The following is a 13,830-nucleotide window of genomic DNA, read 5'->3' on the forward strand; positions in this document are numbered from 1 at the left end:
CTCGGGGAGGACCCCCGTCAGGCCAAGAGCAGCATCGCCACCGTCACCATGCCGAGCAGGCCGATGTAGGCCCAGGCGTGGACGCGGTCGGGGATGCGCAGCGGGCGGCGTCTCAGCAGTGCGACGACCGGCAGAGCTCCCAGGAGCAGGGCCGAAGCGGCCCGGACGTCGACGAGACCCACCAGGTGCACCTGGGCGTTCGTGGCCGCGGGAACCGCGGCCACGCCCAGGGACACCGCGGTGGCGGGCAGCGCGATGGCCAGGGTGAGGGGGTTGGCCAGCGCGGTCGCCACCCGCATCGTGTGTCCGGTCCGCCGCATCGCGGGAACGGTCATGACACTGCCTCCCACACCGAGAAAGGCGGCCACCGCACCGATGGGTGCGCCGAGAGAGACCGGCAGCGGACGTGGGGCGTCATCGGATGCCGCATCGACCGGGCTGTGCGGGCGCAGGAAGCCGGGGCGCAGGAGCAGATCGGTGATGGTGAGGCCGACGTACGCGATGAAGGCCCAGCTCGCCACATCGGCGGGAGCAAGGCGCGTGGCGAGCGCCCCGACCGAGGCCCCTGCCGCCAGCAGGACCAGCAGCCTGCCGCTGCCGCGGAGCGCGAGCAGCACCCGGCGCGGTGTGACGGCTGTCGCGAACGCCGCGTTCACCACCATCACCAGGGCCGAGGTGGCCGTCGCCACCCGCATCGCGTCGCCGCCGAGCGCGGCGTCCGCCCACACCACCACCGGCACCGCGACGAACCCTCCACCGAAGCCGAACAACACCGTCGTCACTCCGGTGAGGAGCCCCACCCCGATCAACATCACGAAGTCCATGGGGCCCACCCCACCAGTCGCGACGGCCGTCCCGCATGCGATGGTCGGCCGTCTTCTTTCGTGTGTCAGCCATGTCAGCCACTAGGATCGGCGGGTGAAGAACGTCCCGCTGGCCGATGTCGACCACGTCGACCGGGCCGTCCTGCCGATCGGCACCGACTACCCGCCCGGCCACGTACTGGACTGGCACGAACACCGGCGCGCGCAGTTCCTCTACGGCGCCACCGGCGTCATGGTCGTCGACACCGCCGAGGGGACCTGGACCGTTCCGCCCGAGCGCGCCGTGCTGATCCCGCCCGCCACGCGGCACCACGTCCGCATGCTGGGGGTGAGCACCCGGAGCCTCTACGTCGAGCCGCATGCCGTCCCCTGGTGGCCGGCCACCTGCACGGTCGTGGACGTTCCGCCGCTGCTGCGCGAGCTGCTCCTGGCCGCAGTCGAATTCGACGCCGACTACAGCCTCTCCGGGCGCGAGGGGAGCATCGCCGCGCTCCTGCTCCACGAGATCGCCGAGCGCGCCCCGCTCCCGTTCCATGTGGCGATCCCGGCCTCCGCCGACCTCGCGCGCCTCTGCCGCGCGTATCTGTCAGCCCCGGACGCCGACGCCACCAACGCCGCCTGGGCCGCCAGGACGGCCATGAGCGAACGGGCCTTCACCCGGCGCTTCCGCTCCGAGACGGGTGACAGTCCCGCCGTCTGGCGGGGCCGCGCACGCCTGCTCGCGGCTGTCCCGCTGCTGCGCACCGCGTCGGTCAGCGAGGTCGGCGCCCGCGTCGGCTACGCATCGCCCGCAGCGTTCACCGCCGCCTTCACCCGCGCCTTCGGTGTGCCCCCGTCGCGCTTCACCACGAGGTCGACGGCCGCCTGACCTGCACATTTGCGGCGAAACCAGCCTGGATCGGCCGTGAGCGGGGCCGCATACCCCGCAGAAGCCGTTTTCAAGCCCCGCAGACCCGTAAAACGTCGCCGTGGCTGTGAGCCCACCCATAGGAGCCACGTCACATGCTAACGACGGTAGTAGGACCGCCGAGGCGCCCGGGGACGGCCGTGAGTCTCCTGTGAGGCGTCTGACCAGGGCGTCCTGCGTACCGGGGTAGTACGTCACATCATTGCGTCCCGCTCCGGCCACCGCTAACCCTTGCTGAAGTTCCGGGGGAGCCGGGATCGCACCGGGCGAATCCGCTCGGGTCGACCGAGCCCCCCACACAGACTTCGCATTGGAGAGTTACCCCCGCATGGCCATCACCGAGACGCAGACCCGCACCAGCCGCATCACCCGACTGCGCAAGATCTCCGTCGCAGGCATCGCCACCGCCGGTGCCGCGGCAGCGGCCCTGACGCTGGTCCCCTCGTCCGCCCAGGCCGCCGAGCCGACCGCGGCGAGCACCAAGGCAGCCCAGGCCGCCAAGGCCGACAAGCCCTACGCTGACAACCTCGACGGCTGGATCAAGGAGTCCCTGGGCATCATGAAGGCCAAGGGCATCCCCGGCTCCTACGAGGGCCTGCACCGCAACATCATGCGCGAGTCCGCCGGTGACCCGAACGCCCAGAACGGCTGGGACGTGAACGCGCAGAACGGCACCCCGTCCAAGGGACTGCTGCAGGTCATCCAGCCGACCTTCGACGCGTACCACGTCGCGGGCACCCCCAATAACCTGACCGACCCGGTCGCCAACATCACCGCGGCCGCCAACTACGCCGCCGACAAGTACGGCTCGATCGACAACGTCGACTCCGCGTACTGAGCAACCGGCTGAAGCAGAACGAAAAGGGGCAGCGCATGCCGCACGAGAGCGGTGACGAGCAGCAGGCGCACCTGGCCGACGGCCCCGCAGTGCCCGCCTACGGGCCCGCGCGTGTAAGGCGCTCCCGGCGCAAGCCGCGGAAGAAGACTCTGCGCTACGTCGCATGGGGCGCCCTGGGAGTGGTCCTGATCGGCGGAGGCGGTGTGGCCTACGCCTGGCAGCACCTCAACGGCAACATCCAGGGCACGGACATGAACGCGGCCCTCGGGAAAGACCGGCCGAGCCAGCAGAAGAACGGCTCGATGAACATCCTCCTGCTCGGGTCCGACTCCCGGGCGGGAACCCACGGCAAGTTCGGCAGCGGCGTCAGTGGAGCGCGCGCCGACACGGCGATGGTCCTGCACGTCGACAAGACCCACAAGAAGGCTTCGGTCGTCAGCATCCCGCGCGACACGATGGTCGAGCGGCCCCAGTGCGCGAAGCCGCACGGCGGCAAGGCGGCCGGCGCGCAGCAGGCCATGTTCAACTCGTCCTATCAAGTGGGCGGACCGGCGTGCACCGTGAAGACGGTCGAGAAGATGTCGGGCGTCCGCATGGACCACTACCTCGAAGTCGACTTCAAGGGATTCCAGAAGCTCATCGACGAGCTCGGCGGCGTGGACATCACCACCCGCAAGGCGATACACGACCCCAACAGCGGCCTCGCCCTGAGCGCGGGCAAGCACACGCTCAAGGGCAAGCAGGCACTGGAGCTCGTGCGGACCCGGCACGGTGTGGGCGACGGCAGCGACCTGGGCCGCATCCAGCTCCAGCAGGCGTTCATCAAGGCGCTGATCCACCGCGCCGACACGGTCGACCCGCTGGGCAGCCCCGCCAAGTCCTACGACCTGGCGGACACCGCGACCAAGACCATCAGCGCGGACTCCGAACTGGCCTCCGCGGACAAGCTCCTCGGTCTGGCCAAGGAGCTGAAGGGCATCAGCCCCGAGCGCACCAACATGGTCACCATGCCGGTCACCTACGACGCCCAGGACGCGGGACGTGTCCTGCCGCTGGACAAGGCGTCGCACAAGGTGTGGACCGCGCTGCGCCATGACCGGCCCATCCCGAAGTCCGCGACGCAGGACTCGGTGGGCGACAGGACCGACTCGCCGGTGACGGCCGGTACCTGACCCGTATGCGGCCTGCCCCGGTTCCTCAGCCGGCCTCTGACCGCCCCGGCTTCGGGGAGTCGTGGCCGCGGCTGAGGACACCCGGCCACCACGCCGCCGGGCCGATGTCACGCACGAGGGCCGGCACCAGGAGCGACCGTACGACCAGGGTGTCCAGCAGGACACCGAAGGCGACGATGAAGGCGATCTGGACGAGGAAGGCCAGAGGGATGATGCCGAGCGCCGCGAAGGTCGCCGCGAGGACGACCCCGGCCGAGGTGATGACGCCTCCGGTCGCGGTCAGTCCGCGCAACACTCCTTCGCGCGCCCCGTGGCGCAGTGATTCCTCGCGGACCCGGGACATCAGGAAGATGTTGTAGTCCACGCCGAGGGCCACCAGGAAGACGAATCCGTAGAGGGGTACGGAGGAGTCCGTGCCGCTGAATCCCAGCACGTGCTGGAAGACGAGCGCGGAAACCCCCAGCGTGGCAAGGAAGTTGAGCGCCACCGTCGCGACCAGCAGCACCGGCATGAGCAGCGACCTGAGCAGTCCGATCAGGATGACCAGGATGATCGCGAGGACCACCGGGACGATGAGCAGGCGGTCGTCCTCGGCGGTCCGCTGCGTGTCGTACTGCTGCGCGGTGTAGCCGCCGACCAGTCCGTCGGCCCCCTTCACCGCGTGGACGGCGTCGCGCAGCCGCGCCACGGTGTCCTTCGCCGCGTCGCTGTCCGCGGCGTCCCGCAGAGTGGCGTCGACGCGTACGCGGCCGTCGACGACGAGCAGTTCACCCGCGCCCGCTCCTCCCGCGACCGGCCGGCCGGACGCGCCCACGGCCGCGGCGGACGACACCCCGTCTGTGCGTTCGACGGCGGCCGTGACCTGCTCGGCCCGGTCCGCGTCCGCGATCACGACCGCCGGATTGCCCGAGCCTCCGGGGAAGTGCGCGCCGAGCGTCTGCTGTGCGGCCACCGAGGGCGCGTCGTTGACGAAGATCTCGTCCAGGGGTACACCCTTGGAGCTGAGCGTGGGGGCGAAGGCAGTGCAGATCAACAGGCCCACGAGCGTGCTCGCCCAGACCTTGCGCGGCGCCCGGTCGACAAGCGAGGCGATCTTGGTCCACACGCCCTGCCCCGCGGACTTCTCCGTGGCCGACCTGGGCCTGGCGGGCCAGTACGCCTTACGCCCCAGGAGGATCAGGACCGCGGGCAGGAAGGTCAGCGTGCTCAGGACGGCGCAGGCGATGCCGATGGCACCGACGGGCCCGAGCGCGCGGTTGTTGGTGAGGTCGCTCAGGAGCAGGGCGAGCAGGCCGAGCGCGACCGTGGCGCCACTGGCGACGATGGGGCCGAGTGAACGGCGCAGCGCCGCCCGCATGGCGGCGACCCTGTCGCGGCTGACGGCCAGCTCCTCACGGAAGCGCGCGGTGAGCAGCAGCGCGTAGTCGGTCGCGGCGCCGATGACCAGGATGGAGAGGATGCCCTGGACCTGGCCGTCGACCCGGACGATGTCGTGGTCGGCCAGTACGTAGACGATTCCGCAGGCGAGCCCCAGGGCGAAGACGGCTCCCAGGATGATGACCAGCGGAAGCAGCAGGCTGCGGTAGACGAGCAGCAGAATCACCAGGACGGTGATCAGTGCGACCCCGAGCAGGAGGCCGTCGATGCCCCCGAAGGCGTCCGACAGGTCGGCCTGACTGGCCGCGGGACCGGCCACCTGGGCGTCCGTCCCGGGCACCTGGGCCGCCGCGTCCCTGACCTTTTCCAGGGTGCCCTCCAGTTCCTCGCCGAGGTCGGGCCGCAGCTGGACGACACCCTGCAACGCCTGTCCGTCCTTGGACAGCACGGCCGGGGATGCCGCACCGGCGACCCCTGACACGTCACGCAGGGAAGCCAGCGCCCGGGTGGCGGCGGTCTTCTGGGCCTGATCGATTCCGTCGGCCCGAGTGCCGCCGTCCGCGGTCCAGACGACGATCGCGGGGAGGGTCTCCTCCTGACGGAACTCCCGTTGTGCGTCGATGACTTGCGTGGACTCGGCGTTCTGCGGCAGGAAGGCGGACTGATCGTTGGTGGCGACCTCGCCGAGCTTCCCGGCGTACGGCCCGAGCGTTCCGCCGATGCCGAGCCAGGCGACGAGCAGGACGACGGGGGCAAGCCAGCGTGCCACGCGCGTACCTGTGGACATGGATCTCCTTGCGGACTCGATACCTCAATGGATAAGAATCTCAATGATTGAAGCATCTCGTTCGTCACGGGTGCCCGGCGGGTACACCAGTCGGCGGGCACACCGATCAACGGAGTCGGGGGCGGACGACGGATACGGACGCCCGCGGCGGCGGGCGAACCTAGCGCTGACGCCCTCGCAGCTCGGAGAGCTCCTCGTTCATGGCGGCCAAGAAGCGCACCACCACGGACAGTTCGTCCTCGCTGAACCGCACGCGAGCGCTCTCCGTCGCAGCGGCCAGCGGCTGGAAGAAGGTGCGCGCCGCCGACTTGGCTCCGGGGGCGTAGTGCAGATGCACCACCCGGCGGTCCTCGCTGTCCCGCGAGCGGCGGATGTGTCCGGCCCGTTCAAGGCGGTCCAGACAGGCGGTCACGGCACCTGAGGTCAGCCCCAGATGGTCGCGCAGCCGTCCGGGAGTGAGGGGACTGTCAGAGTCCAGAATGGCCGCCAGGGCCTGGACGTCCGTCGCGTGCAGGTCGTGACCGGCGGCGAAGCCGTGGATCAGCCGGTTGATCTCGCCGTTCATGCGCCGCAGCTGCACCGCGAACGACTGCAGATCCGTCGGCGCCTGGTCCGATGCCGCACTGCCGCTGAACGCTGAATCCTCTGTACTGGCCACAGGCGCAGCTTATAGATCTCGCACCGGCGCACTCCCGCCACCCGCCACCCGCCCGGCAGGTCGCAGTGGCTCCGGTGCCATGAGTCAGTGTGCGTCCGTAAAAGTGCTTGGGTGAGGGGGCGTATAGCTCACCCCGTAGACACGGGCGAACCGGTTGGCGGGGGCCGCCGATCCGCCGAGCCGCTCCAGGAAGAACGCGCGCGCCATCGAATCCATCTGCTCACCGCTCACGTACACGACCCACCGGTTGGACGCCGCGTTGAAGCGGGCGGCGTCCACGGCCGACTCCAGACCCGGCGCGGGGCCGCGCCGCAGCCGTCCGCGCAGCGCGAGGAACCGCCTCAGGGCGTCCAGCTCCGAGCGGCGCAGGCCCACCTGCTGCAGTCCGGGCACGGGAGCATCGGCGGTCGGCGGAGCGGCCCGCACCTGTGCGTAGAGGAGCGCGTCCCACCCGTCGTCCGTCAATTGCACCGCCCACGGGGCCGACCGGCCCGCTGTCGCGGGCAGCTCCGCCTGATCCTCGCGGGGTGCCACCCGAAGCAGCCCGAGCCTCACCAGGGGGCCCGTGGTGCGTTCGTCGAGTCCGGGCCCTGCCGTGGCCCATCCATCAGTTGTGCGCTGCACGTCAGCCACGTGTTGCAGCAGCGCGTAATGCCCGGCCGAGCGCCGCATCCCTGCCCCTCCCGCCAAACGGTGCGTTGCCGTGACGCTAGCGTGCGCGCATGGCCGTAGGGGTGCTGTTGAGGTTGTCTACGCCCGAAATCAGGGTGGGGACAGGGGCAGTCGAACACGCGAACAAGCGAACAGAAAGGGCCCGTTCGATCGGCCAATGGGCACTGCACCTGTTTGAGATCAATGGAGATGGCTACTCGATCACAGCGAAGGCACAGCGCTGTGCGACGTAGGCGCCGGTCGGTTGGGACAGACAGCCACCGGCGCTGCCGCATGCACGGAAACAACAAACTCTGGCCACGAATGTGTGGGATCTGCGATGCTCACCTCATCAGCGGTCCTGCCGGCCCGACAGAGGCGGCGTGAGCACACGAGAGGCAGAGCGGGTGGCTTCCTCATCGGACTCCCTCAACACACAGGCACTGACCCCCCATCGCGTCCCCGGGCAACAGGCTCCCGAAGGTGATTGCGCGGAAGAGGCTGCCGAGATCAAGGCGCTGCGCACCGAGGTGAACGACCTGCATCGCGCCATGGAGTCCCATCCCGCCATCGACCAGGCGCGGGGCATGCTGATGTCGCTGGGCCCGTGTACCGCGGACGAGGCGTGGGGGATCCTGGTCGAGGTGTCGCAGAACTCCAACACCAAGCTGCGAGCCGTGGCGGAAGAGTTGATCGCCACGACGGAGGGCGAGCAGCTGCCCGCGGCGATCCGCGCGGCTCTCGGCGAGGCGCTGAGGAAGCGGCAGGAAGCTGCGGGGTGATGCACCCGTCCTCCACAGGCGCGAGCCGGTGACCTTGCCGTGCGTCGACAGGCCACCGGCCGCTGCAGCGCTCCGTGACAGTTCAGGCCATCAGGTGGTCGGCCGGGGTCAGGCGGTCAGCTCGGCGAGGTCGGCGGCGTCGAGGCGCAGCCCGGCCGAGGCGAGGTTCTCGGCGAGGTGGGTGGGTGAGCCGGTGCCGGGGATGGCCAGCATGTTCGGCGAGCTCGCGAGCAACCAGGCGAGGGCGACCTGCGCGGTCGTCGCCTCGTGCCTCTTGGCGACCTGCGCGAGGCGGTCGTGCTCGATCGGATCGAAGCCGCCACCGAGAGGAAAGAACGGCACGTAGGCGATGCCATGCTCCTCGCAGCGCGCGAGCACGGCGGCGTCATCGGGATGATGCACGTGGTACTGGTTCTGCACCGCGATTACCGGTGCGATGCCCCGCGCCTCGTCGAGCTGCGCCGCATCGACGTTGCTGACCCCCAGGTGGCGGATCAGGCCCTCCTCGCGCAGTTCCGCCAGGGCCGCGAACCGGTCGGCCACGCTCTCGCCGCCCGGCTCGCTCATGCCCCCGACCCGCAGGTAGACGAGGTCGAGGCGGTCGAGACCGAGAGCGCGCAGGTCCTCGGTCACAAGATCGCGAAACTGCTCGGGTCCTGCCTGGCCGGTGGGCATGCCGTCCGCTCCACGCAGCGGGCCGACCTTGGTGGCGATCAACAGCTCGGTCGAGTACGGCGCGAGAGCCGTGCGGATCAGGTGGTTGGCGCTCACCTCGCCCCGAGCGTAGAAACCGGCCGTGTCGATGTGGTCGACACCTGCCTCGACTGCCTGCCGCAGGACCGCGGCCCCGGTCCGCGGGTCGCGTGCCGGACCGGTGAACGTGCCTGCCGCCAGGCGCATCGCGCCGAAGCCGAGGCGGTTGACGCGGCGGTCGCCGCCCAGCATGAACTGGCCGCTCGCCGCGGCCGTGATCTGTGTGGTCATGTCCCCACCCTCGGCCCGTGAGGCCCGGTCGAGGACCGGATGGCAACGTCCTGCCACGAGCGTGCGTAAGACTGGGAGGGTGACCGACCCCACCACGCAGACAGTGCACGGCGAGAGACAGCTGGCCGAGCTGACCGCCCAGCTCTTCGGCGAGACGACGCGGGAGTTCTTCTGCGCCGCCAACGACCTGCACACCTGGACGCGCCCCGAGGCCAGAGAGGCGATCGTGCGCAGCCTGCGCCCCCGGACCGCCGGAGGCATGGTCGTACGCAAGCTCTACACACCTGCCGTACTGGCCGACGAGGGACAGCGGTTGCACCTGTTCGACATCGAGGCCGCCGGCGGCCAGGTGCGCGTCCGGGCCGCGGCGCTGCCGCACGAGACGATCATCATCGACCGCCGGGTGATGATCCTCGCCGGGCGCAGTGGCGCACGCGGCCGCGAGTTCACGATCACGACCGCACCGGCCCTCGTCGGTGGCGTCCACGCCCTGATGTGCGCGACCTGGGACGCGGGCACCCCTCTCACGGACTACCTGCGGCGTGAGACCGAGGGCCTGGACGCCGACTCGCTCGCCGTGCTGCAGGCGCTGGCTGCCGGACTCACCGACGCCGTGGGCGCGCGCAGCGTCGGCATGTCCGTGCGGACCTACCGCAGGCGGGTCGCCGAACTGATGACGGCTCTGGCGGCCGACTCGCGATTCCAGGCCGGCGTCAAAGCAGGCCGGCGAGGCCTCGCCGGCAGCTGAGCCGCCGCCCGTGCGCCGCCGGTGAAGGCCATCGGCCTCGCAGCACGGCTCGGCGCACGACCGGCTGCGTCCGGTCGCGACCGGGACCTTCCCCCGGCCGCCCGGCTCCTCTGTGAGCATCGACCTCCCAGCGGTGGCGCGCGGCTCGGGAGGCCGGAATGCGTACGTGGCAGGAATGGACGGCAGCGGTGCGGCTGCTGTGGCGAGCCGGGCCCCGGCACACCGTCGCACTCGCCGTGACCGTGGTCTGCGGGGCGCTCACCGGCCCGCTCATCGTGGTCGCGACCGGGCGGCTCGTGGGCGAGCTGCCCGGCGCCGTCGACGCGGGCGCCGGGTCGGCCGATGCCCGGCGCGCACTGGCCGCCCTGATCGCCTTCGGCGCGCTGACCCTCGTACGCACGGGACTGCGCGCCCTGGACAGCGGGCTCGCTGCGGTGCTGCGGCTGCGTGCGGCCAGCGTGGTGGAGGACCGGGCCATCGCGGCCGGGACCGGTCCGGACGGTATCGGACACCTCGAAGAGCCGGGCTACGCCGACACCCTGCGCCTGGCCACCGAGCAGGGCACCCGGCCGGACCAACTCGCCTCCCTGCTGCCCGAGATCGTGCGCCCCAGGCTCGAAGGGATCGGTCTGCTCGTCCTGTTGGCGCCGCTCGCCTGGTGGGCGCCTGTGCTGCTCGGGCTCGCCGCGGTGCTGACCTACCGCTCCTACCTGCGCCTGTCGCGCCAGGTGCACGGCAGCATGGAGGCGGCGAGCGCGGTGATCCGAAGGGCGGGCTATCTGCGGTCACTTGCCGTGGATCCCGAGCCCGCAAAAGAGATACGCGTCTTCGGGCTCGGTGACTGGCTCGCCGGCCGGATGACGGCCGTCTGGCAGTCGGGCATGGCCAGGGTCTGGGCCACCCGAGGAAAGGCCGCGCGGCGAGCGTATGGGGCCGTGGCGTTCGTGGTCCTCGCGGAGGGCGTGGTCCTGGGGTACGCGGCCTTCGCCGCCGCGCGCGGCGAACTGGGGCTCACCCAGCTCGTGATCAGCGCCCAGGCGGCGCTCGCGCTGCCCGCGCTGGGCTGGGTCGGCGACGACGACCTCATGGTGCGTGACGCGCTGCTGGGGCTGAGGTCGCTCGCCGCGCTGGAGTTGCGGGGGACCGCCGACAGCAGGGGCCGGGGCGACGTGCAGGGCACTGCTGTCGGCGACCGAGGTGGTTTCCGCGCCGACGGACAGAGGCCGGCCCGCGACGGTCACAGCAACGGCCGGGCTCCGGCCGCCCACGGCCGCATCGCCTTCGCATCCGTGGACTTCACCTATCCCGGCACGGACAAGCCCGTCCTGCGCGGGCTCGATCTGGAGATCCCGGCCGGGGCCTCCGTGGCGATCGTCGGGGCGAACGGATGCGGCAAGACGACGCTGATCAAGCTCCTCGCGCGGCTCTACGAGCCGGATGCCGGGTGCATCACGGCGGACGGCGTGGACGTGCGGGAGTGCGACGCGCGGCAGTGGCGCCGAGGAATCTCCGTCGTCTTCCAGGACTTCGTGAAGTATCCGCTGACGTTGCGCGACAACGTGGCGATGGGCGCCCCGGACATCGGCGGTGACCCGGGCGCCCTGGAGCGCGCCCTGGAACTTGCCGACGGCGCCGAGCTGCCCCGCGGGCTCGGCGCGGGCTGGGACACCGTGCTCTCGCGGCAGTTCGCGGGCGGTGCCGACCTGTCCGCAGGGCAGTGGCAGCGGGTCGCGCTCGCCCGCGCGCTCCTGGCCGCGCGCTCGGGCGCCGTGCTCGTCCTCGACGAGCCCACCGCGCATCTCGACGCGCGGGCGGAGGCCGACTTCTTCGACCGCCTTCTGACGGTCAGCGGGGGCGCCACCACGGTCCTGGTCTCGCACCGCTTCTCCGGCGTACGCAAGGCGAGCCTCATCCACGTCATGGACGGCGGGCGGATAGTGGAGAGCGGCACACACGACGCCTTGATGGCGCTTGGCGGCAAGTACGCCCGGATGTACCGGCTGCAGGCGGAGCGATTCGTCGACGATGACGCGGGCCCCGATGGTGCGGGCAGTGCTGGTGGTGCCTGCAGTGCTGGTGGTGTCGGCGCCCGGGACGCTCGTGCTCCTGCCCGCGCACACAAGGCGTTGCCGCCGGCGGGATCGGTGGCGTCGCCCCGGGTACGCGGGCAGGAGCACGAGGCGCCGGAAGACCCCGGCGGCGGCGACCCTCCCGAGATGTCCGAACGCGGTTGGCGCAGCGTGCTCGACGCGCTGCGCACCCTGGTCGCCGAATCCTTCCGTGAGTCGTGGAAACTCGCCGTGCTCGGGCTGCTGCTCGTGCCCGCCGCGGCCGGACTCGCGGCACTGCAGGCCCTGTGGCTGCGGTCCATGGCCGAGGGCGCACAACAGGAGCTGCTGGAGTCCACGTTGACGGCGGCGCTCCTGCTGGTGGTGAGCCTCGGGGTGTGGGAGGCGGTCGAACTGGCGGCCATCGGGGCCAGGATCGGGCTCAGTGAGCGCGTGGGCTTCGCCTTCGACCGGTTGCTGGCCCGCATCGCCGCGGGCATCCCCGGGCTGCGCCACCAGGAGTCGCCCGCGTTCCAGGACCGGCTCCACCTGCTGCGCGACCGCACCCTGGCCATGGGAGCGTTGCTCAACTGGGTACTCAACCTGCTCGAACAGCTCGGCGGCTTCCTGGTGACCGCCGCGCTCCTTGCCACCGTCCACCCCGCCCTGCTGGTGCTGCCGCTCATCGGGGCACTCGCCCTGCGCCTGCAGATTTCCGCCCGCGGCGCCATCGCCCGCGCCCAAGAGGCCACGGCGGCCGACTACCGGCTCGCCGCGCGCCTCGCCCGCCTCGCCACCTCACCGGAGGCGGGAAAAGAGCTGCGCATCTTCGAAGCGGGTCCCGAACTGTGGTCCAGGGTGGTCGAGTTGCGCAGCCGCGCGGACGGTGTCGCGAGCCGGGCGCAGTGGCGGTTCGCCGCGATCGGCTGCGCGGCAGGACTGCTCAACTCGCTCGGTCTGATCGGCGCGGTCGGCTTCGTCGTGCATCTCGCGGTGACCGGGCACACCAGCCTGGGCGCGGTACTGCTCGCCGTCGTTCTGGCCGGACGGTTCACCGGTCATGTCGGCGGTCTCGTGCAGGCCACGGGGGCCGTCGTCGAACTCCTGCAGAGCGCCGAGCGGTTGCGCTGGCTGCGGACCTACGCGGAGCGGGCGAATCCGGCGCCCGCGGTGACAGCAGCTTCCCCCACGACGGCCTCGGGCACCGCCTGGGCGGCCGTGCCGTCGATGCTGCGGCAGGGTATCGCCGTGGAGGGTCTGACCTTCCGCTATCCGGGCACGGCCGCGACCACGCTGCAAGACGTCGATCTACGGCTCCCGGCCGGGGGAGTGGTGGCCCTGGTCGGCGAGAACGGCTCCGGAAAGACCACCCTGGTCAAGCTGTTGTGCCGGATGTACGAGCCGACGCTGGGCCGGATCACGGTCGACGGGGTGCGCCTCGACGCCCTGGCCCCGGAGCAGTGGCGCGAGCGTCTCGGCGCCGCCTTCGAGGACTTCGTACGCTTCGAGTTCGTCCTCCGCGAGACGGTCGGCGTCGGGGATCTGTCGCGGATCGCCGACCCGAGCGCGGCCGTCGGCGCTCTTGGCCGGGCCGGGGCCACCGACCTGCCCGGCACGCTGCCGGACGGTCTGGAGTCCCAGCTGGGCAGCCGCTGGGAGCGCGGGACCGATCTGTCGACGGGCCAGTGGCAGAAGCTGGCGCTCGCGCGTGCCCTGATGCGGCCGGCCCCGCTCCTGCGCATCCTGGACGAGCCGACCGCGTCCCTGGACGCGGAGACCGAGCACGTCATCTTCGAGCGCTACATCGAGGCCGCGCGCCGACCCCGGCGGGACGGCGGCCGTCCGGACACGGTCACGCTGCTGGTCTCTCACCGCTTCTCGACCGTACGCGGCGCCGACCTCATCGTCGTACTCGACCACGGCAGGATCGCGGAGACGGGCGGTCACGAGGATTTGCTGGCGCGGGGCGGCCTCTACGCGCAGATGTACGGGCTCCAGGCGCGCGCCTACCTGTGAGAGGGAAGAGACCTGCACCGGAGGTCCCGCTCAACTGA

Annotated in this window: 11 protein-coding genes; 6 read left to right on the forward strand and 5 right to left on the reverse strand. The window is 71.2% G+C overall.

Features of this window, described 5'->3' with window-relative positions; all coding sequences use genetic code 11:
- Positions 1–17 precede the first annotated feature (17 nt).
- Positions 18–824, reverse strand: a complete 807-nt coding sequence (locus AC07AG_RS04095; RefSeq protein WP_478751592.1) for a sulfite exporter TauE/SafE family protein — start codon at positions 822–824, stop codon at positions 18–20.
- 94 nt (positions 825–918) lie between these two features.
- On the opposite strand from AC07AG_RS04095, the gene AC07AG_RS04100 reads away from it, so the two are divergent.
- The 3 genes from AC07AG_RS04100 (at position 919) to AC07AG_RS04110 (ending at position 3,741) form a co-directional block, all read left to right on the forward strand.
- Positions 919–1,692: an AraC family transcriptional regulator gene (locus tag AC07AG_RS04100; RefSeq protein ID WP_478751594.1), complete on the forward strand. Its 774-nt coding sequence runs from the start codon at positions 919–921 to the stop codon at positions 1,690–1,692.
- 367 nt (positions 1,693–2,059) lie between these two features.
- On the forward strand, positions 2,060–2,569 hold the full coding sequence (locus tag AC07AG_RS04105) for a transglycosylase SLT domain-containing protein (RefSeq protein ID WP_478751596.1): 510 nt from the start codon (positions 2,060–2,062) through the stop codon (positions 2,567–2,569).
- 35 nt (positions 2,570–2,604) lie between these two features.
- Positions 2,605–3,741 carry an LCP family protein gene (locus AC07AG_RS04110; RefSeq protein ID WP_478751598.1) on the forward strand — a complete coding sequence of 379 codons (1,137 nt, stop codon included), beginning with the start codon at positions 2,605–2,607 and terminating at the stop codon, positions 3,739–3,741.
- Positions 3,742–3,766: 25 nt separating this feature from the next.
- Here AC07AG_RS04110 and AC07AG_RS04115 read toward each other — a convergent pair whose 3' ends face one another.
- The 3 genes from AC07AG_RS04115 to AC07AG_RS04125 form a co-directional block, all read right to left on the reverse strand.
- A complete protein-coding gene (locus AC07AG_RS04115; protein ID WP_478751600.1) occupies positions 3,767–5,905 on the reverse strand; it encodes an MMPL family transporter in 2,139 nt (712 codons plus the stop codon).
- 160 nt (positions 5,906–6,065) lie between these two features.
- The gene (locus AC07AG_RS04120; RefSeq protein WP_478751602.1) at positions 6,066–6,563 is read right to left on the reverse strand and encodes a MarR family winged helix-turn-helix transcriptional regulator; all 498 of its coding nucleotides are present in this window, start codon (positions 6,561–6,563) and stop codon (positions 6,066–6,068) included.
- Positions 6,564–6,647: 84 nt separating this feature from the next.
- Complete coding sequence (locus tag AC07AG_RS04125; protein ID WP_478751604.1) at positions 6,648–7,196, reverse strand: DUF6417 family protein; 549 nt, start codon at positions 7,194–7,196, stop codon at positions 6,648–6,650.
- A gap of 401 nt (positions 7,197–7,597) precedes the next feature.
- On the opposite strand from AC07AG_RS04125, the gene AC07AG_RS04130 reads away from it, so the two are divergent.
- A complete protein-coding gene (locus AC07AG_RS04130) occupies positions 7,598–7,996 on the forward strand; it encodes an ANTAR domain-containing protein (RefSeq protein ID WP_478751606.1) in 399 nt (132 codons plus the stop codon).
- A gap of 108 nt (positions 7,997–8,104) precedes the next feature.
- Here the strand turns inward: AC07AG_RS04130 and AC07AG_RS04135 are convergent, their stop codons facing one another.
- Positions 8,105–8,980, reverse strand: a complete 876-nt coding sequence (locus tag AC07AG_RS04135) for an oxidoreductase (RefSeq protein ID WP_478751608.1) — start codon at positions 8,978–8,980, stop codon at positions 8,105–8,107.
- A gap of 79 nt (positions 8,981–9,059) precedes the next feature.
- Between AC07AG_RS04135 and AC07AG_RS04140 the strand changes: the two genes are divergently transcribed.
- On the forward strand, positions 9,060–9,728 hold the full coding sequence (locus tag AC07AG_RS04140) for a helix-turn-helix transcriptional regulator (RefSeq protein WP_478751610.1): 669 nt from the start codon (positions 9,060–9,062) through the stop codon (positions 9,726–9,728).
- Between the two features lie 158 nt (positions 9,729–9,886).
- Positions 9,887–13,792 (forward strand): ATP-binding cassette domain-containing protein, encoded by a 3,906-nt coding sequence (locus AC07AG_RS04145; protein WP_478751612.1) that lies wholly within the window; start codon positions 9,887–9,889, stop codon positions 13,790–13,792.
- The last annotated feature ends 38 nt before the right edge of the window (positions 13,793–13,830 follow it).

The organism is Streptomyces sp. NPDC044044 (genome assembly GCF_056434405.1).